The sequence below is a fragment of the Sphingobacterium endophyticum genome, from assembly GCF_009733535.1.
GTDB lineage: Bacteria > Bacteroidota > Bacteroidia > Sphingobacteriales > Sphingobacteriaceae > Sphingobacterium > Sphingobacterium endophyticum.
This window is the reverse complement of record NZ_SMMI01000012.1, coordinates 39,535-59,712: the sequence shown is the minus strand read 5'-3', so window position 1 is coordinate 59,712 and position 20,178 is coordinate 39,535. Positions and strand designations below refer to the sequence as shown.

Genomic DNA, 20,178 nt, shown 5'->3' with positions numbered 1-20,178 from the left:
AAAATCGTACTAAACATTTACCTTGTCGCTCTTAAGGGTTACAAAATAAACATCTTCCAACATTGGGGTAGCTGAAGTAAAGGATTCATGCGGAAGATTCTCATGATAGACCCGAATATTCAGACTATTATCCTGATTGTAATTGGAAGAAATTATATTATAGATTGCATTTTCCTTTTCAAAATCAGCACGGTCAATCTTCTTTTGCCAAATCTTTCCTGCTAATGATTGCGTTCCTTCTTGGGTACTTCCACGGAATAAGACCTTACCTCCATTCATAATCGCTAATTCATGACACAATTCCCGAACATCATCGACAATATGCGTAGAGAAAATAACGGTATGCTGTGCTCCAATCTCCCTAAGTACATTTAAAAATCGGTGTCGTTCTGCTGGATCTAAACCTGCTGTTGGTTCATCGACAATAATTAATTTTGGATCATTCAACAACATTTGAGCTATGCCAAACCTTTGCTTCATTCCGCCAGAATAACCACTAACACTTTTATTTCTAAAATCATATAAATTGGTGATTTCCAAAACGTTTTGCACAATCTTCTTACGATCTTGTTTATTGCCGATACCCTTTAAGTCAGCAAAGTAATTTAACAGTTCCTCAGCGGATAGATTGGGATAAACACCAAATTCTTGGGGGAGGTAACCAAGAATGCGTCTTAAAGCATTCTTATCATTTAACACATCAATATCACCAAATTGAATGGATCCTCCGTCGGGGCTTTGTAGCGTTGCAATGGTACGCATTAAAGAAGATTTCCCAGCACCATTCGGACCTAATAACCCAAACATGCCCGGTCCTATCTCCAAATTGACATGGTCTAAGGCTTTCACCCCATTATTGTATGTTTTCGTTAAATTACTGATTTTAAGTTCCATTTATAATTTGTTTTGTGTTAGCTATACTATTAGTATCTAAAAACTTAAAAATGTAACACGAAAATTCATTTTTTTTGAAAACATAAAAAAAACCGATTAGTGTAAACTAACCGGTCCATGTATTCTTTCCCTGAAAAGGTAATTTATAAGCCTTATTATTGTTTTTTATAGTATTTCATAGCTTCTGGAACCATCGCTTGCAATTGGCTGATACGTCTAGCATCACTAGGGTGAGTACTTAACCATTCTGGCGTACTTCCTTTTTTGCCCTGTGCCATTCTTTCCCAAAAAGAAACGGCCTCCTCTGGATTATATCCAGCCATGGCCATCAGAATCAAACCAGCTTTATCTGCCGCTAATTCATCATTTCTTGAGAATTTCAATGATCCTACTTGATAACCAATACCATATATTTGATTGAAAATACCTGTATACCTGCTATTGCTGATTGTTCCAGCGGCATTTAACAATTGTGCACCTAATTGAGCAGCCATAGCATTGGAAACTTGTGACACCGAATGTTCCTCAATTGCATGGGCAATCTCATGACCCATTACGGTAGCTAATCCAGCGTCATTCTTTGCTACTGGCAAGATACCTGTATAGACCGCAACCTTTCCTCCTGGCATACACCAAGCATTGACCTGATCACTTTCGATTAAGTTGAACTCCCAATTAAAATTGAACTTATCAGCAGCCCCAATCTGCCTCAAATATTCATTCGTTGCAGCAGCGATACGGTTTCCAACCCTCTTTACTTGTGTAGCAGCAGCTGAGCCAGTCTCAACTTTGGATGAATTCTTACTTAAAAAGTCCTTATATGCAAGCGCCGCTTGATTGTTTATGGTTTGAGAGTCTACTAATTTTAAGTACTTACGACCAGTGATGGCCGACGTAGCACAACCTACCAAAGTTGCCCCTAAAAGCAACATGGAAGTGTATTTAGTTATTCGTTTCATAAGTGTTTTTTGATTTAGTTTATCTAATACTTTTACATTATCTCGAAGTATTAAACAAAACTTGTACCCAAAAGTTTAATCCTTCGGTTTTTTCTTGAATAAATATATCTTGGATTCTTTTCCCTTGAGTAGTCTCTCGATATTTTTTTGGTGGGTAACCAAAATTAAAGCACATATAGCAATTCCGTACAAGAGAATGGAAGGAACTGTAGTTTTAAATATAAAGGCAACAGAAAATGGAAAAGCAAAGCCCGCCATAATAGAACTTAACGATACATAGTGGGTGACTAGCAATATAAAAAGGAAGACCGAGACACAGACCAAGGCTGCAGGCCAGTGGATTGCCAGCACCATTCCAAATAGGGTAGCAACTCCTTTTCCACCACGAAAACCTGCAAAGATTGGAAATAAATGTCCTAATACCGCGATAACTCCCAATGCTAATTGTATATTGACAAACTGAGGTCCATCTTGATTCCCAACTAAAGAACTATCTAATAAATATGGCAAATTGGTCGCTGTCCATCCCTTCAAAATATCAACAAACATCACGATGGCACCTGCTTTTTTCCCTAAAACACGAAAGGTATTGGTCGCACCTGCATTTCCGCTCCCATATTCACGAACATCAACCCCATAAAATGCCTGCCCAAACCATACGGCTGTAGGTATTGAACCGAAAAGATATGCTAATATGACTATTCCTACTAGGTATATTGATATCATCTACAGCAATTTACTAAATAAGTTTTGCTTTCAAGCTTAAATCCAGACTTTTAACCGAATGCGTTAATGCACCAACAGAAATATAATCTACCCCTGCATTGGCATAGTCTGCTATAGTTTTTAATGTGATTCCTCCTGACGCTTCCGTTACTAATCTTCCTCCTACTAAATCGACTGCCTCTTGAACCTGGGCTGGAGTAAAATTATCAAACATCACGCGATCAACTGCCTCAAGGCTTAACACTTCTCTTAACTCATCAAAGTTCCTCACCTCAACCTCTATCGCAATATCTAACTGCTTTTCCTTTTTATATGCAAATGCTGCATTTACAGCGGATGAAATTCCACCAGCATAGTCAACATGATTATCCTTAATCAGGATCATATCATACAAACCAAAACGATGATTAACTCCTCCTCCAATCTCAACAGCCTTCTTCTCTAAGAAACGCAATAAAGGCGTAGTTTTTCGGGTATCTAAAACCTTGGCTTTAGTTCCTGAAATGGCTTTAACATATTGAGCGGTTTGAGTAGCAATCGCTGACATGCGTTGCATAATATTGAGAACTAAACGCTCCCCTTTTAAAATTGTATGGATCTTGCCTCTTACTCGAAAGGCTATATCGCCGTATTTTACAGCCGTACCATCTGAAATAAGCAATTCAAATGCTAATTCAGAGTCTATTTGTGTGAAGATTTCCTTAGCAACCTCTACGCCTGCTAAAATACCGTCCTCTTTCACCAATAATTGAGCCTCTCCTAATTGTTCTTCTTTTATCGTAGATAATGAGGTGTGATCCCCTTCTTTTACATCTTCCTCAAGGGCTTCCTGAACAAAATGTACTAGCTTATCTTTGAATTCTCTCTCCATTTAGCAAATTAAAATTAAGCGAAGATGAATAAAAATATATTTATATGGAAACTTAAATACGAAATATTGAAGTTTATTCTATTCTCAGCTCATTGATTTGGGCTTCCCCGCCCGACTGATTAAACTTTACAAAGACCCTATATGATCCCTGACCAGTCTTAATCTGGTAGACTATATAAAAGCTATTATTTGAACTGTTAGTGCGCTGAACTTGTTTGACTTCTGTGGTTTTTGAAGTCCTGAAAAAATCACTCAACATAACCTCGGCTTGAAACTTGGAATAATAGCCCGAATCATTCTTGATCGATAAGGATATATTCTGACCAAATAAATTGGCAACATTCTTAGCATTATTTGATTTCAATGCTCCAAGTAACTCTAATGCAACATCTGTTTGAAAACTCGTCAAGGTAATACATGGCAGAAGCAACATTGCAAATGCAATATGCCTTAACTTTCTTCCTAAACCATTTATTACGTTTAACATAATTGACCTGTCTATTTAGTTGACATTTTCCATTAAATAGGACAACTAAACATGAAATTCATTTTTCTGAACTACAATCAGCGAAAATTATGCCAATCATGTTTATTTTTTCTACCTATCGGAATTGTTGCGTACACAATTTATCATAGGGCCGATTTTATCATTTTTTAAGGATTATAAGTATATTTGTGTAATGAGTTCTGAAAATAAAAAAGTAGCATTACTAATCCTGGATGGTTTAGGCTACGGAAAAAATGATAATTCTAACGCTGTAATAGCTGCCAATACCCCCTTTTTAGACTATTTGCTTGCAACCTACCCTAACTCAAAACTTGAAGCATCTGGTGAAGCTGTAGGTTTACCTGCTGGACAAATGGGCAACTCGGAAGTTGGCCACATGAATCTAGGGGCTGGTCGTGTTGTCTACCAAGAATTGGGACGTATCAATAAAGCGGCTCAAGAAGGTGTATTTAAAACTGACCCTACCATTCAAGCTGCTTTTGATTTTGCGAAAGCAAACAATAAATATGTACACTTTATAGGATTGTTGTCTGATGGTGGTGTGCATGCCCATATCGAACATCTAAAAGCTTTGTGTGATGCTGCCAAAGATGCTAAACTAGGCAATGATCAAGTTTTCATTCATGCTTTCATGGATGGTCGCGATACTGACCCCAATGGTGGCGTAGGATATGTAAATGATTTAACCTCATTCCTTAAAAATTCTGTTGGTACTCTTGCTTCTGCTATTGGACGTTATTATGCAATGGACCGAGATAATCGTTGGGAACGTGTTAAAGAAGCTTATGACCTACTAACAAAAGGTATAGGAATACCTTCTTATAACTTAGCTGAATCTATACAACAATCATATAGCCAAGGTGTAACCGATGAATTCCTCAAACCAATCGTCATGGTGGATGAGCAAGGATTACCAAAAGCAATCATTAGAAACGAGGATGTTGTGATTTGCTATAACTTCCGTACAGACCGTGGTCGCGAAATTACCGAAGCTTTAACGCAAAAGGATTTCCCTGAATATAATATGCACCCTTTAAATTTGTATTATATCACCATGACTTCTTATGACGATACATTCAAAAGAGTTAAAGTCATATTCCACAAAGATAATCTAACCCAAACTTTGGGGGAAACTCTTTCTTTGCAACATAAAACTCAAGTAAGAATTGCAGAAACGGAAAAGTATCCGCACGTTACCTTCTTTTTCTCCGGAGGTCGGGAAGATCAATTTGAAGGTGAAAGAAGATTATTGATCCCTTCTCCAAAAGTTGCTACTTATGATCTTCAACCAGAAATGAGTGCAAATATTATTGCAGACTCTATCTGTAAGGATATGATTGAAAATGCACCAGATTTTATTTGTCTAAACTTTGCTAATCCGGATATGGTGGGTCATACTGGTGTTTTCGATGCAGTTGTTAAAGCCGTTGAGACAGTTGACAATTGTACAAAACGAGTAGTTGAGACTGGAATTAATAATGGATATTCATTTATTATTCTTGCCGATCATGGTAATTCAGAATTTATGATTAATGAGGATGGAAGTGTTAATACTGCACATACGACGAATCTGGTACCATGTGTATTAATCGATAGTCAGTATAAAAACATTAAGGATGGGAAATTAGGAGATGTTGCTCCTACTGTTTTACAGTTGTTAAACCTTCCTATCCCTTCAGAAATGACCGGTAATGTCCTTGCATATTAATAAGAAACATAAAAATACTTTAGTAGCAGTAATATTTATTACTGCTGCTTTATATGGTTGTTCAAACCCTAATAATCAAAGGAAAGAAATAGCCAATCAGGAACATTTTTTTGATATCCCTGGCTTCTTTCAAAAAGAAATTGATTCCCTAACTGCCTCTAATCCATCTGTGAACAAAACAGTTAAAAAGGATGATTCGGAAGAAACCAAGAATTTAAAAATTAAGGATTGGAATGTTGAACTGTCCAGTTTTTATGCTATTGACTTAAATAAGCCTGCTTATGCTGGGTATGTAAAAGTTGATTCTGCAGATTCTGTTATTCAATATAGTTTCAGTAACCCTGATCTGGATCTTTCATGTGTCCGAATAAAATTGGATAATTCAGGACAACCAGAAATGATTTCTGTAGAAAAGGAAGTTAGAAATACTTTATATAAAACTTCCGAATTCTTGGTCTATGAGAAGAATAAATTCTATCTCGTTGAAAAGAATCAACAAGTCAAGGTCATGGGCGACAACTATTATAAAGTTCAAGGGGAATTTTAAGAAATTCTTATAAATGCAAAAAGCTCGATCATTTCTGAATCGAGCTTTTTATTTTTAATAAGCGTCGTTATTTAAAATAACATTATTTAGTCTCTTTTTGTTTTTCTTGTTCTAACTGTATCAGGGCTTTTTTCTCAGAACGTATATTCAAAAACTCCACTAAAACTGAGAATGCCATCGCAAAATAGATATATCCTTTAGGAATATGCTGGTCGAAAGCTTCTGCAGTTAATGAAACCCCGATTAACAGTAAAAATGCCAAAGCAAGCATCTTAACAGATGGATAATCATTCACAAACCTTGAAATACCTTCTGCAGAGATTAACATGATCACAACCGCTACAATGACTGCTGCTATCATAACGCCAATGCTATCTACCATTCCTACCGCGGTAATTACCGAATCTAGTGAAAAAACTAAATCTAAGATGATAATTTGAATAATCACACTCATAAATGTCACCGGTTTATTTCTACTTTTTGCCGATTCTGTATGACCTTCCACTTTATGGTGTATTTCAGTAGTTGATTTATAAATCAAAAATAAACCTCCGATAAAAAGAATTAAGTCACGTCCCGACAACTGAAGGTATCTGCTCCATTCAGGATGGTCCACTCCTATTGTATCTGCCAGATTAATAAAAGGTGCTGTAAGCCCCATAATCCATTTAATGGAAAACAACAACCCAACACGCATCACTAAGGCCAAAATAAGCCCTAATTGCCTAGCCTTCTTCTGCTGTTCAATCGGTAGCTTCGCACTCTGTATTGAAATAAAAACTATATTATCAATCCCTAAAACAATCTCTAAGACAGTTAAGGTTAAAAATGAAATCCAAATATTTGGATCTGATATCCACTCCATATTTTATATTATTTTAAATTAATCGTAATGAACTAAAGAACATATATTTTCACTAAATCTTGTTAACCTTCCGGAACTTTGTAAAAAATCTAAACTGATCACAAAACTATAACCCGAAATGACCCCACCTAGTTTTTCCACCAACTTACTCGCCGCAACAACAGTCCCTCCAGTTGCTAATAAATCATCATGCATCAAGACTTTTGTGCCTTCTTGAATGGCATCTTCATGCATTTCTATAGTGGCTTGACCATATTCCAGCTTGTATGATTCAGAAATGGTATGAAATGGTAACTTACCTTGTTTACGGATTGGTACGAATGGTTTGTTCATTTCTTGTGCTAATAAAAACCCAAAAAGAAAACCCCTACTTTCAATGCCCGCAAGGACATCGATCTCGATCCCATCCAATTTTCTAACAAATTCTTTTACGGCTAGTTTAACCAATTCTGGCTGTTGTAGTAATGGTGTAATGTCTTTAAAAACTATTCCGGGTTGTGGGAAATCCGGAATATCACGGATATAAGCTTTCAGTTGTTCTTCAATCATCGATGTTATTTAAAATCCAAATAAAATTCAATTTTACGCAAAAAATCCTCATCCAAAGAATGAATCTTTCCCAAATCCGAGATTCCTTTAAAGGCTCCATGTTGTTCCCGATACCGAATTATTCCCCAAACATTTCTATCCCTAAAATAGGGATGCTTCCTCAATTCATCTGCTGTAATGCTGTTTATTGCCAATTTCCTAACCTTCGTAGCATCGACTTCCAACCATGGCAACATTTCCTCATAGGTCGCAATGGTTAAACCATAAACATCCTTAATTTGTTCTAAGGATATAAAACCACCTAATACATCTCTATACTTAATTATCCGTCTGGCCAATACTGGACCTATACCCTTCAGTTGCATAAAATCTAGAGTATCTGCCGCATTAACTTCAAAAATCTTAGGACTTTTGACTTTGTAGATTGACTTAGAAATAGAATCTGTCTTTTTGAATTCTTTAGGATTCTTTAAAATTGAAGCAGTAGCATTTACCTCTTCTGGTAAATCAACATAGGGTATTAGTTCATTGGCCTCCTTTTCCGATAAGGAATACAGCTTCCTGATATCTGATTTTTTATAAAATTTACCACCTTTATTGCGATAGTTGATAATAGTTTGAATTTGCTTTTCGCTAAGACCCAGTTTTATCCATCCTGACTTCACTAAAGTATTGGGATTAAAAGGAAATAATTTCCTGTCCTTAATTTCCTGCGGCGGATCGAATTCCTGGTAGGTTAAAGAATGTTCAATAGAGTCCAGTACAATATCATAATCTTTAAGCTGATACGATATGGCATGTTTTGGATAGAAAATTGGAAGAATAATATTTGAAAGGATTAATAACAGCAATACACAGATCAAAACGAGTACTCCTCTTTGCTCCTTTTGGGTTAACTTAAAATATTCACTCAGTCTCTTCACAACAATTGAACGGATGATGGCATTCCTAAAACTTTCCTTAAATTTGTGAAAATAACCCACTGTTCCAATATGCATTTTGTTCGCCCCATCTTTATCCTCAATTATATTTATCCTAAGGCGATTTGGAGAAAAGAAAAAGAAAAAAATAATATTTATTTAACATTTGATGATGGACCTATCCCTGAAATAACTCCTTGGATTTTAGACTGTCTCAAAGAACATCAAGTAAAAGCCACCTTTTTTTGTGTGGGAGAAAACATCAAAAAAAATCCTGAAATATTTGATAGAATACTGGCTGAAGGTCATGCTGTTGGCAATCATACCTACAACCATTTACGCGGTTGGGATAATGAAGATCAAACTTATTTTCAAAATATCGAAAAGTGTGAAAAACTAACTAACTCAAAGCTTTTTCGTCCACCTTATGGAAGGGCAAAAAAATCTCAGATGAATGTATTAGCCCAAGACTACAAAATCATTATGTGGGATGTCCTCACAGGCGATTACGACCCCAAGATTAGCCCTGAAAAATGCTATAAAAACTGTGTCAACTACACAAGAAATGGAAGTATAATCGTTTTTCACGATAATATAAAAGCCATTGAGAATGTCAAATATGCCTTACCTAAAAGCATTAAACAGCTCTTACGTAAAGGTTACCGATTTGAGACGCTATCCTTGTGATGCCTTATCTATACCAACAGGATAATCCCGAACGCTGCTTACACTGAAATAGCCCAAAGCACCATTGCTGATATTTGATGTGGGGTTCCCCGGTGCCGCACTTCCTGGATTCGTTTGCGAGTACTCCGCCCAGTAATTATAAACTTCCTTGGTTACAATCTGTCTTCTTATCAACAGGCTGTCACCAGGCTTGATATCATTACCATCTTCTCTTCCTAATTGATGCGTAACTTCGTTGCCATCATTAAATTTATCTGAAAAGATCGCATTAAATTTCATAGGCGAACCGTTGATCGACATACTATAACGGTAGTAATTCTCCTGACCGCTAGGATCAAAGAATTTAAAGTTGACAAAAAAGAAATCTTCGTTGAATATGGTTTCCTGATTCACACCGATCGAATCTACTTCAATATAGGCCAACATCGTCGTTGTTGATTGATATTCCTCTCCATCAACTACCACGGTCAATGTATAAGATTCCCCTACAGAAATTGGAAGATCAGGATTGATATACCTGCCTTCGCCGACTGATGTAAAATAAAATGTTTTGCCATTCCCCAATCGGATGTAAACTTCTGCATCTAAAACGGGTTCATTAGGTTTTGGATCATCAAAATTCACAGACTTGCTCACAAAAATCGCATGCGATTTTTCCTCGTTGTTGAGGTCAGCTACAATCACAACCTTAGGATCAGAACTGTTTAGATCAATATCAATGATATCTTCACAGCTGCTGAAGAATACTACAGTTAAAAAAATTAAAATGCTATATATAGTTTGCTTTTGCATGATCTTAAAATTTAAAGTTCCAGGTAACTGAAGGAATTGCTCCAAATAGCGCTATCCTATAGGCTTCTGTAATATTTGGATTTTGCTCATTTTCTCGGAAATCAATGATATAGGCATTCTTCCGGTTGTAGGCATTGTAAACCCCAAATGCCCAGCTAGAATGGAATTTCTTGTTTTCCTTCTTAGGCTCATAAGTGATCGACAGATCTAATCGATGGTAATCTGGCATCCGGTATCCGTTTCTTTCCGTATAGTAAAATAATGTTTTACCATCAACCTGATACTTACCACTTGGGAAAGTGATTGCATTACCGGTGTAGTAAACAAAAGTTGCCCCTAAGGTCCATTTCTTACTTAACTGATAAATTCCTACCAATGAAATATCGTGCGTACGGTCCTGACGGGCATTGAACCAATTTCCTTCATTGATCTGATCAAATTGCCTTTCACTTTTTGCTAAGGTATAACTTAACCAGCCCGATAAACGACCTTTATTTTTCCGCATTAAAAACTCCGCACCATATGATCTGCCTACCCCATATAAAAGGTCTCCTTCCATATATTTGTTCGCCTGTAGATCTGCCCCATTTCTAAAATCTATTTGGTTATGCATGTATTTATAATACGTTTCTACAGAAAACTCATACATATTATCCTGAAATGTTCGAAAGTATCCAATAGCGGCCTGATCGGCAATTTGAGGTTTAATATTCAAACTACTTACAACATATTGATCTGTCGGCAAACTCGAAGTCGTATTGGTCAATTGGTGCAAATTCTGAGAAATCCTATTGAAACTTGCTTTCACACTGTTCTCAGGATTGAATGCATAAGATAATGATAGCCTTGGCTCTAAATTAAAATAATGCTTGGCAACAACATTTTCAAAATATGACTCCGATGTAGGCTCTCCGTCTGCATCAAATTCAAAGAATGAACCTGGCCCCATAACCATAAAGTCACTTAGCCTCAATCCATATATCAATGATAATTTGTCTGTTGGTTTCCATTCGTGTGATACATAAGCCGAAGCTTCAATTCCTTGTCTATTGTCCACCGTAATGCTATTGATATCGGAATCTTCCTTAGCAGCAATACTCGCAGGCTTAATCTGCTGATGTAAAACATTTACACCGAAGCGTAATGTATTGTTGTTGTTGGAGTAATATGAAAAATCCTGCTTCAGGTTCCAATTCCTAATTTTAGAGGCAATTGTAAACTTTGTTTCATCGCTGTTCACATCAACATTGTAATTGAAATCACTATAGATTAATGAGGTATTGCTGAACAATTGGGAATTGATTACAGAATTCCAACGAACCGTGGCAGTAGCATTTCCCCAGTCGAAACCAAATAAATCCCCATAACCTAAATCATCCTTACCAAAATAACCCGAAAGGTATAAGGTATTTCGATCATTCAACTTATAGTTCATCTTTGCATTCAGATCATAAAAGTAAAGCTTGCTGCTTTTCGTCGTTTCATCCGGAGATAACTTCAGAAATAAATCTGCATAGGTACGTCGGCCACTGATCATAAATGAACTTCTATCCTTTACTAATGGCCCTTCCAGTTTGAGTCTGGAAGCAATCAATCCCAAACCTCCTTCGCCGCTGAATTTTTTATTGTTTCCATCCAGCATACTAATGTCCATTACTGATGAGATACGTCCACCATATTGAGCAGGAATACCACCTTTATATAAACTAGCATCTTTAATAGCATCTGAATTGAATGTAGAAAAGAATCCTAATAGATGGGAAGCATTATAAACCGTTGCCTCGTCCAAGAGAATTAGGTTTTGGTCGCCCCCACCTCCACGAACATAGAAGTTGGAACTTCCCTCTCCTCCGGTACTTACTCCCGGCAAGAGCTGAATTGTCTTTAAAATATCCTTCTCTCCAAATACTACAGGAATATTTTTGAGCTCCTCCATCGTGAATTTCATATTCCCCATTTGTGCCGAAGTAACATGGTCATCTTCCTTTTTACCGGTGACTACAATTTCTTCTATAACACTCGATTTGGATGTTATTTCAAAATCCTTCCTCAAATCCGCATTGACTTGAATAGAATCTACTTTATTTGCATAACCCACAAAGCTTATCTGAACTTCATAAGTTCCAGGAGGAACCGAAACAGAATAGAACCCATAATTATTTGAATAGGTACTCAGATTTAATGCTGGAATCCGCATTACCGCTGCAATCAGGTTCTCACCTGAATTTGAATCTTTAATATAACCACTTAAAGTCACTTTTTCTTGACCATAGCTGGTATTAAACATCAAAATTATCAAGCACAAAAGGCTATTTTTGATCAGGTAATTAAGCGAAAATTTCCGCACTAAATTCAAATTCATGGCTAAAAATAAAAAAGCCATTCTGAACATCAAAATGGCTTCCCGTAGGTTTATAATATCTTATCGATTCCAAAGTTATTATTATTATTCATACTCGCAAAATAATTATCCATTTTAGACACCTTATGCTGCTTTAGAAAAATAATCATGAAAGAAAGTAAGCTGATACAGAACGGATTTGCTCCAATAATCCCAATTATGTGCACCAGGCATTGTTAAAAAACGATGGGGTATATTTAAATACGTTAATTTTTCATGAAGCTTGCAATTTACTTCATAAAAAAAGTCTTCGGTACCGCAATCAATAAATAATTCTAAAGATTTTGGCTTTATCAAGTGCGTCATTTCCATTACAGTATGCGTGTTCCATACTTCCGGATTGGAAGCGTATTCTCCAATCCGCTTTGACATCTCCCAATTGTTTGGAAATGGACGGATATCAACACCCCCAGCTGTACTACCTGCTGCGCCAAAGGTATCTTGGTGACGGATTGCTAAATACAAAGCGCCATGGCCTCCCATGCTCAATCCTGTAATCCCCCGCTTTGTACGATCCTTTATAACCGGATATTTAACATCAATGTATTGAACCAATTCTTTCGCTACAAAAGTTTCATACTGAAAATTCTGATCATTCGCTACATCCCAATACCAACTCCCAAATCCTCCATCTGGACATACAATAACAATTCCTAATCGGTCCGCCAATTCTTTTACTGCCGGAACCTTACTTACCCAATCCTTATAGCTCCCTGAATAACCATGAAGTAAATATAAGGTTGGAAACTCCTTAGACTTGCTATTTTCTGGTTGAATGACAACAGTTCTAATATTCTTCTTCATTGCCGCGCTTGCTATATCCAAGGTGTCAACCTTAGCTGCATGAGCAAACACAACAAACAATAACATTAAAATAAGGGTACTATATGTTTTCATAAATGATTAGGGTTTTGAGATATGATAATAATAAAGATAGGAATCTAATCCGAACGGTTTTTCACTGATTGTAAAAAAACCATCAGAAAATCGATCAAATGTGATGGCCTCTCCCTGGGGTTCTGGCTCGTACATTACTGGCAAAAAATCCTTCTGTAAAGCTTCAACAATTGACTCTTTATGTATTAGTGGCCAATAATATATATTGGTCAAACTCTTCATAACTATTGCATCCCTATTATGGGATATATCTGCTGCCGTAATAAAGGTAAAAGGAAATTTCATCAATGGTTTAAGCAGGATAGAACGGCCAGATTGATTAAATATATTCGCTGTATAAAGTACGGAATTGAACTCCCTTTTTGAGATCAAATAAAATTGTTTGTCCAAGGGGTCAATAAAGAAAGCTTCTGCATCCCTGCCTTTGCCAGGATAATGCATTTCCTTGATTGCGATATCATTTCTCCTGATGGTATCCATTCCTTTGCCTTCAACAAATTGTGGCTCAGGAAAAACATAGAGCGATATATGATTCCTAATTGCGCGATTATCCCCTATATCTCCAAGAACAATATATGATTTCCCATCCAGTTCTACCCATGCAATATCTTCGATATCGATGGCTTCGATTCCTTCCAATCGATAGGTTTTCTTCAACCTCGCTGCAGAATCAATTAAATATACATTTGCTTCATCTCCGCTGTCATTATGAACCCAAAACATTCCCGGGTTGTTAATGGAAGCAATAATTCCTGACAACTCCCCCAAAACAGGGGCTGTAACCTTTCCTCTGGATGTCCTCTCGGAATGCTGAACTTCTTGGGCAAAAGTGCTGAAGAAGCTAAACATTAAAACAAAAAGTGCTAAAGATTTTTTAAGGAAGTGAACTAGCATAAAAAAGAGTAGGCAATAAAGATTTGTAGAAATTAAATGGAAGTATCAATTAATGTAAAACCAGTAAACAAATAGATTCCAGCACTTTGGTACTGGAATCATTGTTAAAAATTTAAATTAATGTTATTTACCTTCAAAAGCAGAAATAATAGCTGCACGATAGGTAGAATCCTTTTCTCCCAATTCAAATGAATGTTTATAAATATCAAGTGTTCCGAACATCTCGGCATCTTTACCAGTTCCGTTGGAAAAGAAATATTTGAAACTATAAGTACCAGGATTCGTTAAGTCAACTTGTTTATTATTTGATGAAAAAACAAGCGGAGTGATCACAGTACTTGCCATCTTTCCATCGGTTGGTAACTTAAATAATGTTCCCAAAGATTTAACAAAATTATCAGATGGTGCCCCATTTGAAGATATTCTTACCCATCCTTTATTGAATCCTAAATCTTCAATTGGCTGGCCCTTTTGATCGATCCCTGCAGGAATATTCTTCATAACTTCAACATTAAACCCTACAGGTTCTGCATTGTATTCTGATTTAGCCTCATAGACAATAGATGAATCCGTCTCATTTGATTTTGTAATGTCAAAATATAAATGAAACTGACTTGAGCTCGTTTCATTGGTCAACGGCTTCAGCGCAGTAGATGTATTGGTCCCCGTTGAATCTGTTGATCCGCCCTCAGATTTCTTGGAATTGCCACATGATGCCATCCACAAAATTGATGAAACCATTAATGCAAAGGATGTTATCTTTTTCATGATTTTGCTATTTATTTTGAAACAATAAGATACAACTTTTGTTTGGTTATTTCTTGATTAAAGCATCATAAATTATTTCTACTGGATGGTATGATTTACGTTGAAGACCATCCTTTATCTGATGTCTACAAGATGTTCCCGCAGCAGCAATGATATATTCGTTCCCTGTCTTTCTTAAGGTTGGATATAATACCAATTCTGCCACTTGTTGGGATACGGCATAATGCTCTTTCTCATATCCAAATGAGCCCGCCATTCCACAACAGCCCGTTGGAATAACTTCAACCTCGTAATTGCTTGGAAAAGAAAGCAGCTCTATGGTGGCATCTACCAATTTAAATGCTTTCTGATAACAGTGTCCATGTAACTTGATTTTTTGCGGTTCCGCAGTAAATTGTTCCGTGTGAATTCTACCGGCCTTAATTTCACGGACTAAAAACTCATCGATCATCAACGAATTCTCACTAAGCATTCTTGCCTTTTCACGTCTTGACTCATCAACTAAATCTGGATACTCATCTCTGAATGTAATAATAGCAGAAGGTTCAATACCTAATAAAGGCGATGATGAACTTACTTCAGCTGCTGCTAATTCAACGTTTGCATTAGCCAAAGCTTTGGCTTTTTTCACAAATCCTTTCGATAGATATGTCCTACCACTTTCCTTTAGCTTAGGCACGATAACTTCGTATCCTAAAGCGCTTAATAATTTATAAGCGGTAATCCCTACCTCGGTATCATTGTAGTTTGTAAACTCATCACTAAATAAAAATACCTTCTTATTACTTTGTGTTATTGGCTGTTTGGCTGCCCATTTACTAAATGTCGTAGCATGTACCTTTGGCAATGAGCGTTCAGGAGCAAAGCCAACGACTTTTTTAATAATGCTTGATGTGAAACTATTGGTCGCAAAGAAATTGTAGATCGGGGCAACCAAGGATCCTAACTTTTGAGATTCCGTAAAATTAGCTATAACCTTTGCCCGAAAAGGACTTCCGTTAGCATCATAATAATGCTGTAGGAATTCGGCCTTCATTTTTGCAATATCAACGCTGGATGGACATTCTGTTTTACATCCTTTACAGCTTAAGCACAAATCCATCACTTCTTTTATCTCCTCATGATTGAATCGATTCGTTTCCGTCGAATTCGTTAAAAACTGTCTCAGCATATTGGCCCGCGCTCGGGTTGTATCCTTCTCATTCCGCGTTGCCATAAAAGACGGACACATCGTCCCTCCGGTGATCTCGGTCTTCCGACAATCTCCAGAGCCTGAACATTTCTCAGCCAACCTGAGAATGCTTTCATCCTTCGTAAAATCAAAATAGGTCTTGATCGACTTCCCATCCGCCACCTGATCATATCGCAAATGCGTATCCATTGGTGGGGTATTGACAATCTTCCTAGCGTTAAAGATATTCTTCGGATCAAATATCCCTTTAACCTCTAAAAGAAGCTGATATACCTTTTCTCCCAATACTTTACCGATAAATTCACCTCTTAACCTACCGTCACCATGTTCACCACTTAATGAGCCGTTATATTTCAAAACCAAATCCGTCGTCTTTTCCAAGATCCTACGGAACTGCTGTTTGCCTTCAGCTGTTTTTAAGTTGATGAAGGGTTCTATATGCAACTCACCCGCTCCTGCATGTGCATAGTAGGAAGCATGTGCATTTTCTGCTTTAAGGAGTTCTTGAATATCTGTTACATAAGCTGGAAGATCTTCTGGAGAAACGGCACAGTCCTCAATTAAATTTACCGGCTGTGAATCTCCTGGAAGATTTCTGATGAGGCCAAGCCCCGCCTTCCGAACATCCCAAACCAAATTGGTCTTTTCTACACCTGTAATCCAAGGATAGGCATATCCCAACCCAGCAGATTTCAACTCTGAAACTAGATTATTTGCTTTCAATGCGATTTCCTCCTGCGAATCGCCTCTGAATTCAACGATCAGAAGAGCTTCCGGATCTCCTTCTATAAAGAAGCGGTTATATTGATAGGTTGGATGACCAACTGTAAAATCCAAAATATATTTGTCAACCAATTCTGACGCTTCTGGCTTATTTCTTAAGGCTATTACATTGCCTCGCATACATTCAACCATATCGTTGAAATGAACACATAGCAAACCAATTTCTTTAGGTGGCAATGGCATCAATCTTACCTTTGCCTCGGTAATTATACCTATTGTTCCTTCTGAGCCGGCCAATAACCTACATAAATTGAATGGAACCGAAGTATCCGAGAGCATATCCAATGCATAACCAGTATTTCTTCTTGTAATCTCCGATTTTGGATAGCCTGCATGAATAGCTTCCTGATTTTCTTTGTTGGTCAAAAGTGCATTTAGCGATCGATAAATATCGCCTTCACGACCTTTATGCGACAGCTTTTCAAAATACTCACCCTCATTCAGGTCTTTAAATAAAACCTCGGATTCATCATCCAATATCACACTTGCTTCCAGCAAGTTATGACGAGTATCTCCCCAAACGATTGAATGCAATCCAGAAGAGTTATTTCCAATCATACCTCCTATCATTGCCCGACTAGCGGTCGAAGTCTCAGGACCAAACATTAAGCCATAAGGCTTAAGAAAAGCATTTAAATCATCCCGTATAACGCCCGGCTGAACTCGTGCCCAGCCCTCTTCTGCATTGACTTCTAAAATCTGATTAAAGAACCGAGAAATATCAATAACGACCCCATCTCCGACCACCTGACCTGCCAATGAGGTTCCTGCAGTTCTCGGAATTAAGGTTATTGAGTTTTCCCTCGCAAAACGAATAAGCACTTTTAAATCCTCAATGTGCTGAGGAATGCAAACCGCTAATGGTAATTCCTGATACACCGAAGCATCCGTGGAATAGGCTAAGCGCATGGTTTGATGTGACGCTTTACTTGAATCGTAAAATAAATCTCCTTTAAGAGATTCTGCTAAGTCAACTAATTTTTCTTGTAATGACACGATTAGATAGATTGAAACCCAAAATTACACATTGTTTCATTAAATATCAGTTCTAAACGCATATTTCCAATATTTCAACTATTTATGTATATTCGTAAAGACCTATGAATCAACCTCCATAAATAGGTTTATCTAAATCTCAATTCAAGCAAAATTCATCCTTTCAGAACAATAATTCACTGAATAAAATTCTAAATTATTGCCAATTCTTTGAATTTAATTCGGAATTACCGATATTTGCAACACTATGGCAAAACTAGAAATATCATTAGATCAAATTGACCTGCAAATCATCCGCATTATGCAGGATAATGCCCGCACTAACAATGCTGATATTGCCAGAGAGCTCGGAATGGCTCCTTCGGCTATCTTGGAACGCGTAAAGAAATTAGAACAAAAGGAGGTTATCCTTCAATATAATGCCCGCATCAATCCAGCAGCATTGGATCAAAAAATGCTTTCCTTCATCTTTATAAAGACCCAGGATATCATCGGTGTGCAGAAAGTAGGACTCCTATTAGCTGAAATTCCGGAAGTATTGGAAGTACATGATATCGCTGGAGAGGATGGCTACCTAATCAAGGTAAGAACAAATGATTCCGCAGGATTGGTTGACCTTATGCGCAACACCTTGAGTAAGATAGAAGGAATTATATCAACTAGAACTACAATCGTTTTAGAAACTGTAAAAGAAGACAATAAATTAGTTATCCCTTCAAAGGATTAATATAAATCATGGTTAAATCATCAAGTCCATCAGGAAGTGTCATCATCTTTGCCTATCTGGTGGTTTACATTGTTTGGGGATCTACCTTTTTCTTTATCGAGAAAGCATTGCATGCTTTTCCACCATTTGTGTTAGGATCAATCCGCTTTATTATTGCGGGTACCTTACTAATGCTGTACTGTTGGATGAAAGGCTATAAAATCTATATCAAAAAAGCGGTCAAAGACGCTGCTTTGGTTGGATTCTTATTGTTATTTGTCGACATGGCGGCTATTATTTGGTCCGAGCAGTTTATATCGAGTGCCATTGTATCCATCCTATCAGCTGCAACAGCCATCTGGTTTATTGTGCTCGATAAACCCAAATGGAAAGAAAACTTTTCCAGCATTCCTACCTTGCTCGGACTGATCTTAGGTTTCCTAGGTGTAGTGATGCTTTTTGCCGAACAAATTTTTGGCGCTCCTACCGATGATGGCGACAGTGACAAAAAGCTAACTGCCATGATTGTCATGACTGTGGGTACGATAGGCTGGACTGTTGGTTCACTTATTTCCAAATACAGCAAGAACGCACAAAAGAAAAAAATCAACGAATCTACTTCTGAAAAAGAGCCTGAAGAAGACCTGAATGTTATGGTCAAAACGGCCTGGCAGATGGTCGTTGCCGGAACAGCATTTACAACCGTTGCCCTACTTAATGGAGAATACAAGAATTTTGATGTGCAGGCAGTTCCAATCGAATATTGGGGAGCAATGATCTATCTAGCTCTTTTAGGGTCAATCCTAGCCTTTAGCTGTTACATTTTTCTATTGCAGGTACGTCCAGCAACTGAGGTCAGCACCTATGCCTATGTAAATCCAATCGTGGCATTGATCCTCGTACATTTCTTCACGGACCATATCGTTAGCCGAATGCAGATCATTGGACTGGCTGTAGTACTGTTTAGTGTCTTGCTGATGAATTGGAATCTGTATCGAGACAGCGATATCATCCGAAACTACAAAAGGCGTCGCAAGATCCGTAAACTCCGCCATATGGCACCTAAAAGTAGTATCCCACGTATTGTCGAGGTTGCTGAATTTGGCCAAAAGAAATCTAAAAAGCCAAAAGAAAACCCAAAATCAAATGACAATACAACTGATTCTTTAAATCAAAAGAATTCAGGAACTCCAAAAGAACATAATCAAGATTTCTATGATTAAATAGGATCTTAAGTTTTTCATTGCCTTGCTTGTGTCAAGGTCGTATCATGCTCGTGTTTTGGTCGTGAATGGTCCGCACCTCGCGTGGACATTGTCCACAGCTCGTCCGCTTGTGAGCGGACGAGCTCCGGATAAGTTTTGGACAAGCTGTGGACGAGACACGAGCAAAACACGAGCAAAACACGAACGGATCTTGAAGCGTCCATAAAAATCCTTGACCGCGGAATAGAACAGTAAATTATTTGTCATAACAACTAATTTTTACTGACCAATTATCATAAAAAAGTCAAAT

Annotated in this window: 20 protein-coding genes; 6 read left to right on the top strand and 14 right to left on the bottom strand. The window is 37.4% G+C overall.

Going from position 1 to position 20,178, the window contains the following annotated elements:
* Positions 1–9 precede the first annotated feature (9 nt).
* The 5 genes from E0Y80_RS14755 to E0Y80_RS14735 all read right to left on the bottom strand — a co-directional run bounded on the left by E0Y80_RS14755 (position 10) and on the right by E0Y80_RS14735 (position 3,937).
* Positions 10–894 (bottom strand): ABC transporter ATP-binding protein, encoded by an 885-nt coding sequence (locus E0Y80_RS14755; protein WP_156308438.1) that lies wholly within the window; start codon positions 892–894, stop codon positions 10–12.
* A gap of 155 nt (positions 895–1,049) precedes the next feature.
* Entirely contained in the window at positions 1,050–1,853 is an 804-nt protein-coding gene (locus E0Y80_RS14750) for a M48 family metallopeptidase (RefSeq protein ID WP_156308437.1), read from the bottom strand.
* Between the two features lie 75 nt (positions 1,854–1,928).
* Complete coding sequence (gene plsY, locus E0Y80_RS14745) at positions 1,929–2,579, bottom strand: glycerol-3-phosphate 1-O-acyltransferase PlsY (protein WP_156308436.1); 651 nt, start codon at positions 2,577–2,579, stop codon at positions 1,929–1,931.
* Positions 2,580–2,592: 13 nt separating this feature from the next.
* Positions 2,593–3,450, bottom strand: a complete 858-nt coding sequence (gene nadC, locus E0Y80_RS14740; RefSeq protein WP_156308435.1) for a carboxylating nicotinate-nucleotide diphosphorylase — start codon at positions 3,448–3,450, stop codon at positions 2,593–2,595.
* Positions 3,451–3,523: 73 nt separating this feature from the next.
* The gene (locus tag E0Y80_RS14735) at positions 3,524–3,937 is read right to left on the bottom strand and encodes a DUF4783 domain-containing protein (RefSeq protein ID WP_156308434.1); all 414 of its coding nucleotides are present in this window, start codon (positions 3,935–3,937) and stop codon (positions 3,524–3,526) included.
* Between the two features lie 193 nt (positions 3,938–4,130).
* Here E0Y80_RS14735 and gpmI point away from each other — a divergent pair, with 193 nt between their 5' ends.
* Positions 4,131–5,666, top strand: coding sequence for a 2,3-bisphosphoglycerate-independent phosphoglycerate mutase (gene gpmI / locus E0Y80_RS14730; RefSeq protein WP_156308433.1), 1,536 nt, complete (start codon positions 4,131–4,133; stop codon positions 5,664–5,666).
* Complete coding sequence (locus E0Y80_RS14725) at positions 5,650–6,213, top strand: hypothetical protein (protein WP_156308432.1); 564 nt, start codon at positions 5,650–5,652, stop codon at positions 6,211–6,213. Before gpmI ends, E0Y80_RS14725 begins: the two co-directional genes overlap by 17 nt.
* A gap of 82 nt (positions 6,214–6,295) precedes the next feature.
* On the opposite strand, the gene E0Y80_RS14720 is transcribed toward E0Y80_RS14725, so the two are convergent.
* Genes E0Y80_RS14720 through E0Y80_RS14710 form a run of 3 tightly spaced genes read right to left on the bottom strand, consistent with a single transcriptional unit; the run spans position 6,296 to position 8,625 of the window.
* On the bottom strand, positions 6,296–7,078 hold the full coding sequence (locus E0Y80_RS14720) for a TerC family protein (protein ID WP_156308431.1): 783 nt from the start codon (positions 7,076–7,078) through the stop codon (positions 6,296–6,298).
* Positions 7,079–7,096: 18 nt separating this feature from the next.
* A complete protein-coding gene (locus tag E0Y80_RS14715) occupies positions 7,097–7,627 on the bottom strand; it encodes an adenine phosphoribosyltransferase (RefSeq protein ID WP_156308430.1) in 531 nt (176 codons plus the stop codon).
* A 5-nt stretch (positions 7,628–7,632) separates the two neighbouring features.
* Positions 7,633–8,625: a helix-hairpin-helix domain-containing protein gene (locus tag E0Y80_RS14710; protein ID WP_156308429.1), complete on the bottom strand. Its 993-nt coding sequence runs from the start codon at positions 8,623–8,625 to the stop codon at positions 7,633–7,635.
* Between E0Y80_RS14710 and E0Y80_RS14705 the strand changes: the two genes are divergently transcribed.
* Positions 8,620–9,234, top strand: coding sequence for a polysaccharide deacetylase family protein (locus tag E0Y80_RS14705; protein WP_156308428.1), 615 nt, complete (start codon positions 8,620–8,622; stop codon positions 9,232–9,234). The two genes, E0Y80_RS14710 and E0Y80_RS14705, sit on opposite strands and share 6 nt — an antisense overlap.
* Here the strand turns inward: E0Y80_RS14705 and E0Y80_RS14700 are convergent.
* From E0Y80_RS14700 to E0Y80_RS14675, 6 genes are all read right to left on the bottom strand, one after another.
* Positions 9,223–10,026 carry a DUF4249 domain-containing protein gene (locus E0Y80_RS14700; protein ID WP_156308427.1) on the bottom strand — a complete coding sequence of 268 codons (804 nt, stop codon included), beginning with the start codon at positions 10,024–10,026 and terminating at the stop codon, positions 9,223–9,225. The two genes, E0Y80_RS14705 and E0Y80_RS14700, sit on opposite strands and share 12 nt — an antisense overlap.
* Positions 10,027–10,030: 4 nt before the next feature.
* Positions 10,031–12,331 (bottom strand): TonB-dependent receptor, encoded by a 2,301-nt coding sequence (locus tag E0Y80_RS14695; protein WP_317163555.1) that lies wholly within the window; start codon positions 12,329–12,331, stop codon positions 10,031–10,033.
* 180 nt (positions 12,332–12,511) lie between these two features.
* Positions 12,512–13,324: an alpha/beta hydrolase gene (locus tag E0Y80_RS14690; RefSeq protein WP_156308426.1), complete on the bottom strand. Its 813-nt coding sequence runs from the start codon at positions 13,322–13,324 to the stop codon at positions 12,512–12,514.
* A 6-nt stretch (positions 13,325–13,330) separates the two neighbouring features.
* Positions 13,331–14,218 carry a hypothetical protein gene (locus E0Y80_RS14685; RefSeq protein WP_156308425.1) on the bottom strand — a complete coding sequence of 296 codons (888 nt, stop codon included), beginning with the start codon at positions 14,216–14,218 and terminating at the stop codon, positions 13,331–13,333.
* A 123-nt stretch (positions 14,219–14,341) separates the two neighbouring features.
* A complete protein-coding gene (locus E0Y80_RS14680; RefSeq protein WP_156308424.1) occupies positions 14,342–14,986 on the bottom strand; it encodes a hypothetical protein in 645 nt (214 codons plus the stop codon).
* Positions 14,987–15,032: 46 nt separating this feature from the next.
* The gene (locus E0Y80_RS14675; RefSeq protein ID WP_317163554.1) at positions 15,033–17,957 is read right to left on the bottom strand and encodes an FAD-binding and (Fe-S)-binding domain-containing protein; all 2,925 of its coding nucleotides are present in this window, start codon (positions 17,955–17,957) and stop codon (positions 15,033–15,035) included.
* A gap of 247 nt (positions 17,958–18,204) precedes the next feature.
* Between E0Y80_RS14675 and E0Y80_RS14670 the strand changes: the two genes are divergently transcribed.
* From E0Y80_RS14670 to E0Y80_RS14660, 3 genes are read left to right on the top strand one after another with little or no spacing between them, the layout of a single operon-like run.
* On the top strand, positions 18,205–18,684 hold the full coding sequence (locus tag E0Y80_RS14670; protein ID WP_093095838.1) for an Lrp/AsnC family transcriptional regulator: 480 nt from the start codon (positions 18,205–18,207) through the stop codon (positions 18,682–18,684).
* An 8-nt stretch (positions 18,685–18,692) separates the two neighbouring features.
* A complete protein-coding gene (locus E0Y80_RS14665; protein ID WP_156308423.1) occupies positions 18,693–19,886 on the top strand; it encodes an EamA family transporter in 1,194 nt (397 codons plus the stop codon).
* A gap of 31 nt (positions 19,887–19,917) precedes the next feature.
* Complete coding sequence (locus E0Y80_RS14660; protein WP_156308422.1) at positions 19,918–20,094, top strand: hypothetical protein; 177 nt, start codon at positions 19,918–19,920, stop codon at positions 20,092–20,094.
* The last annotated feature ends 84 nt before the right edge of the window (positions 20,095–20,178 follow it).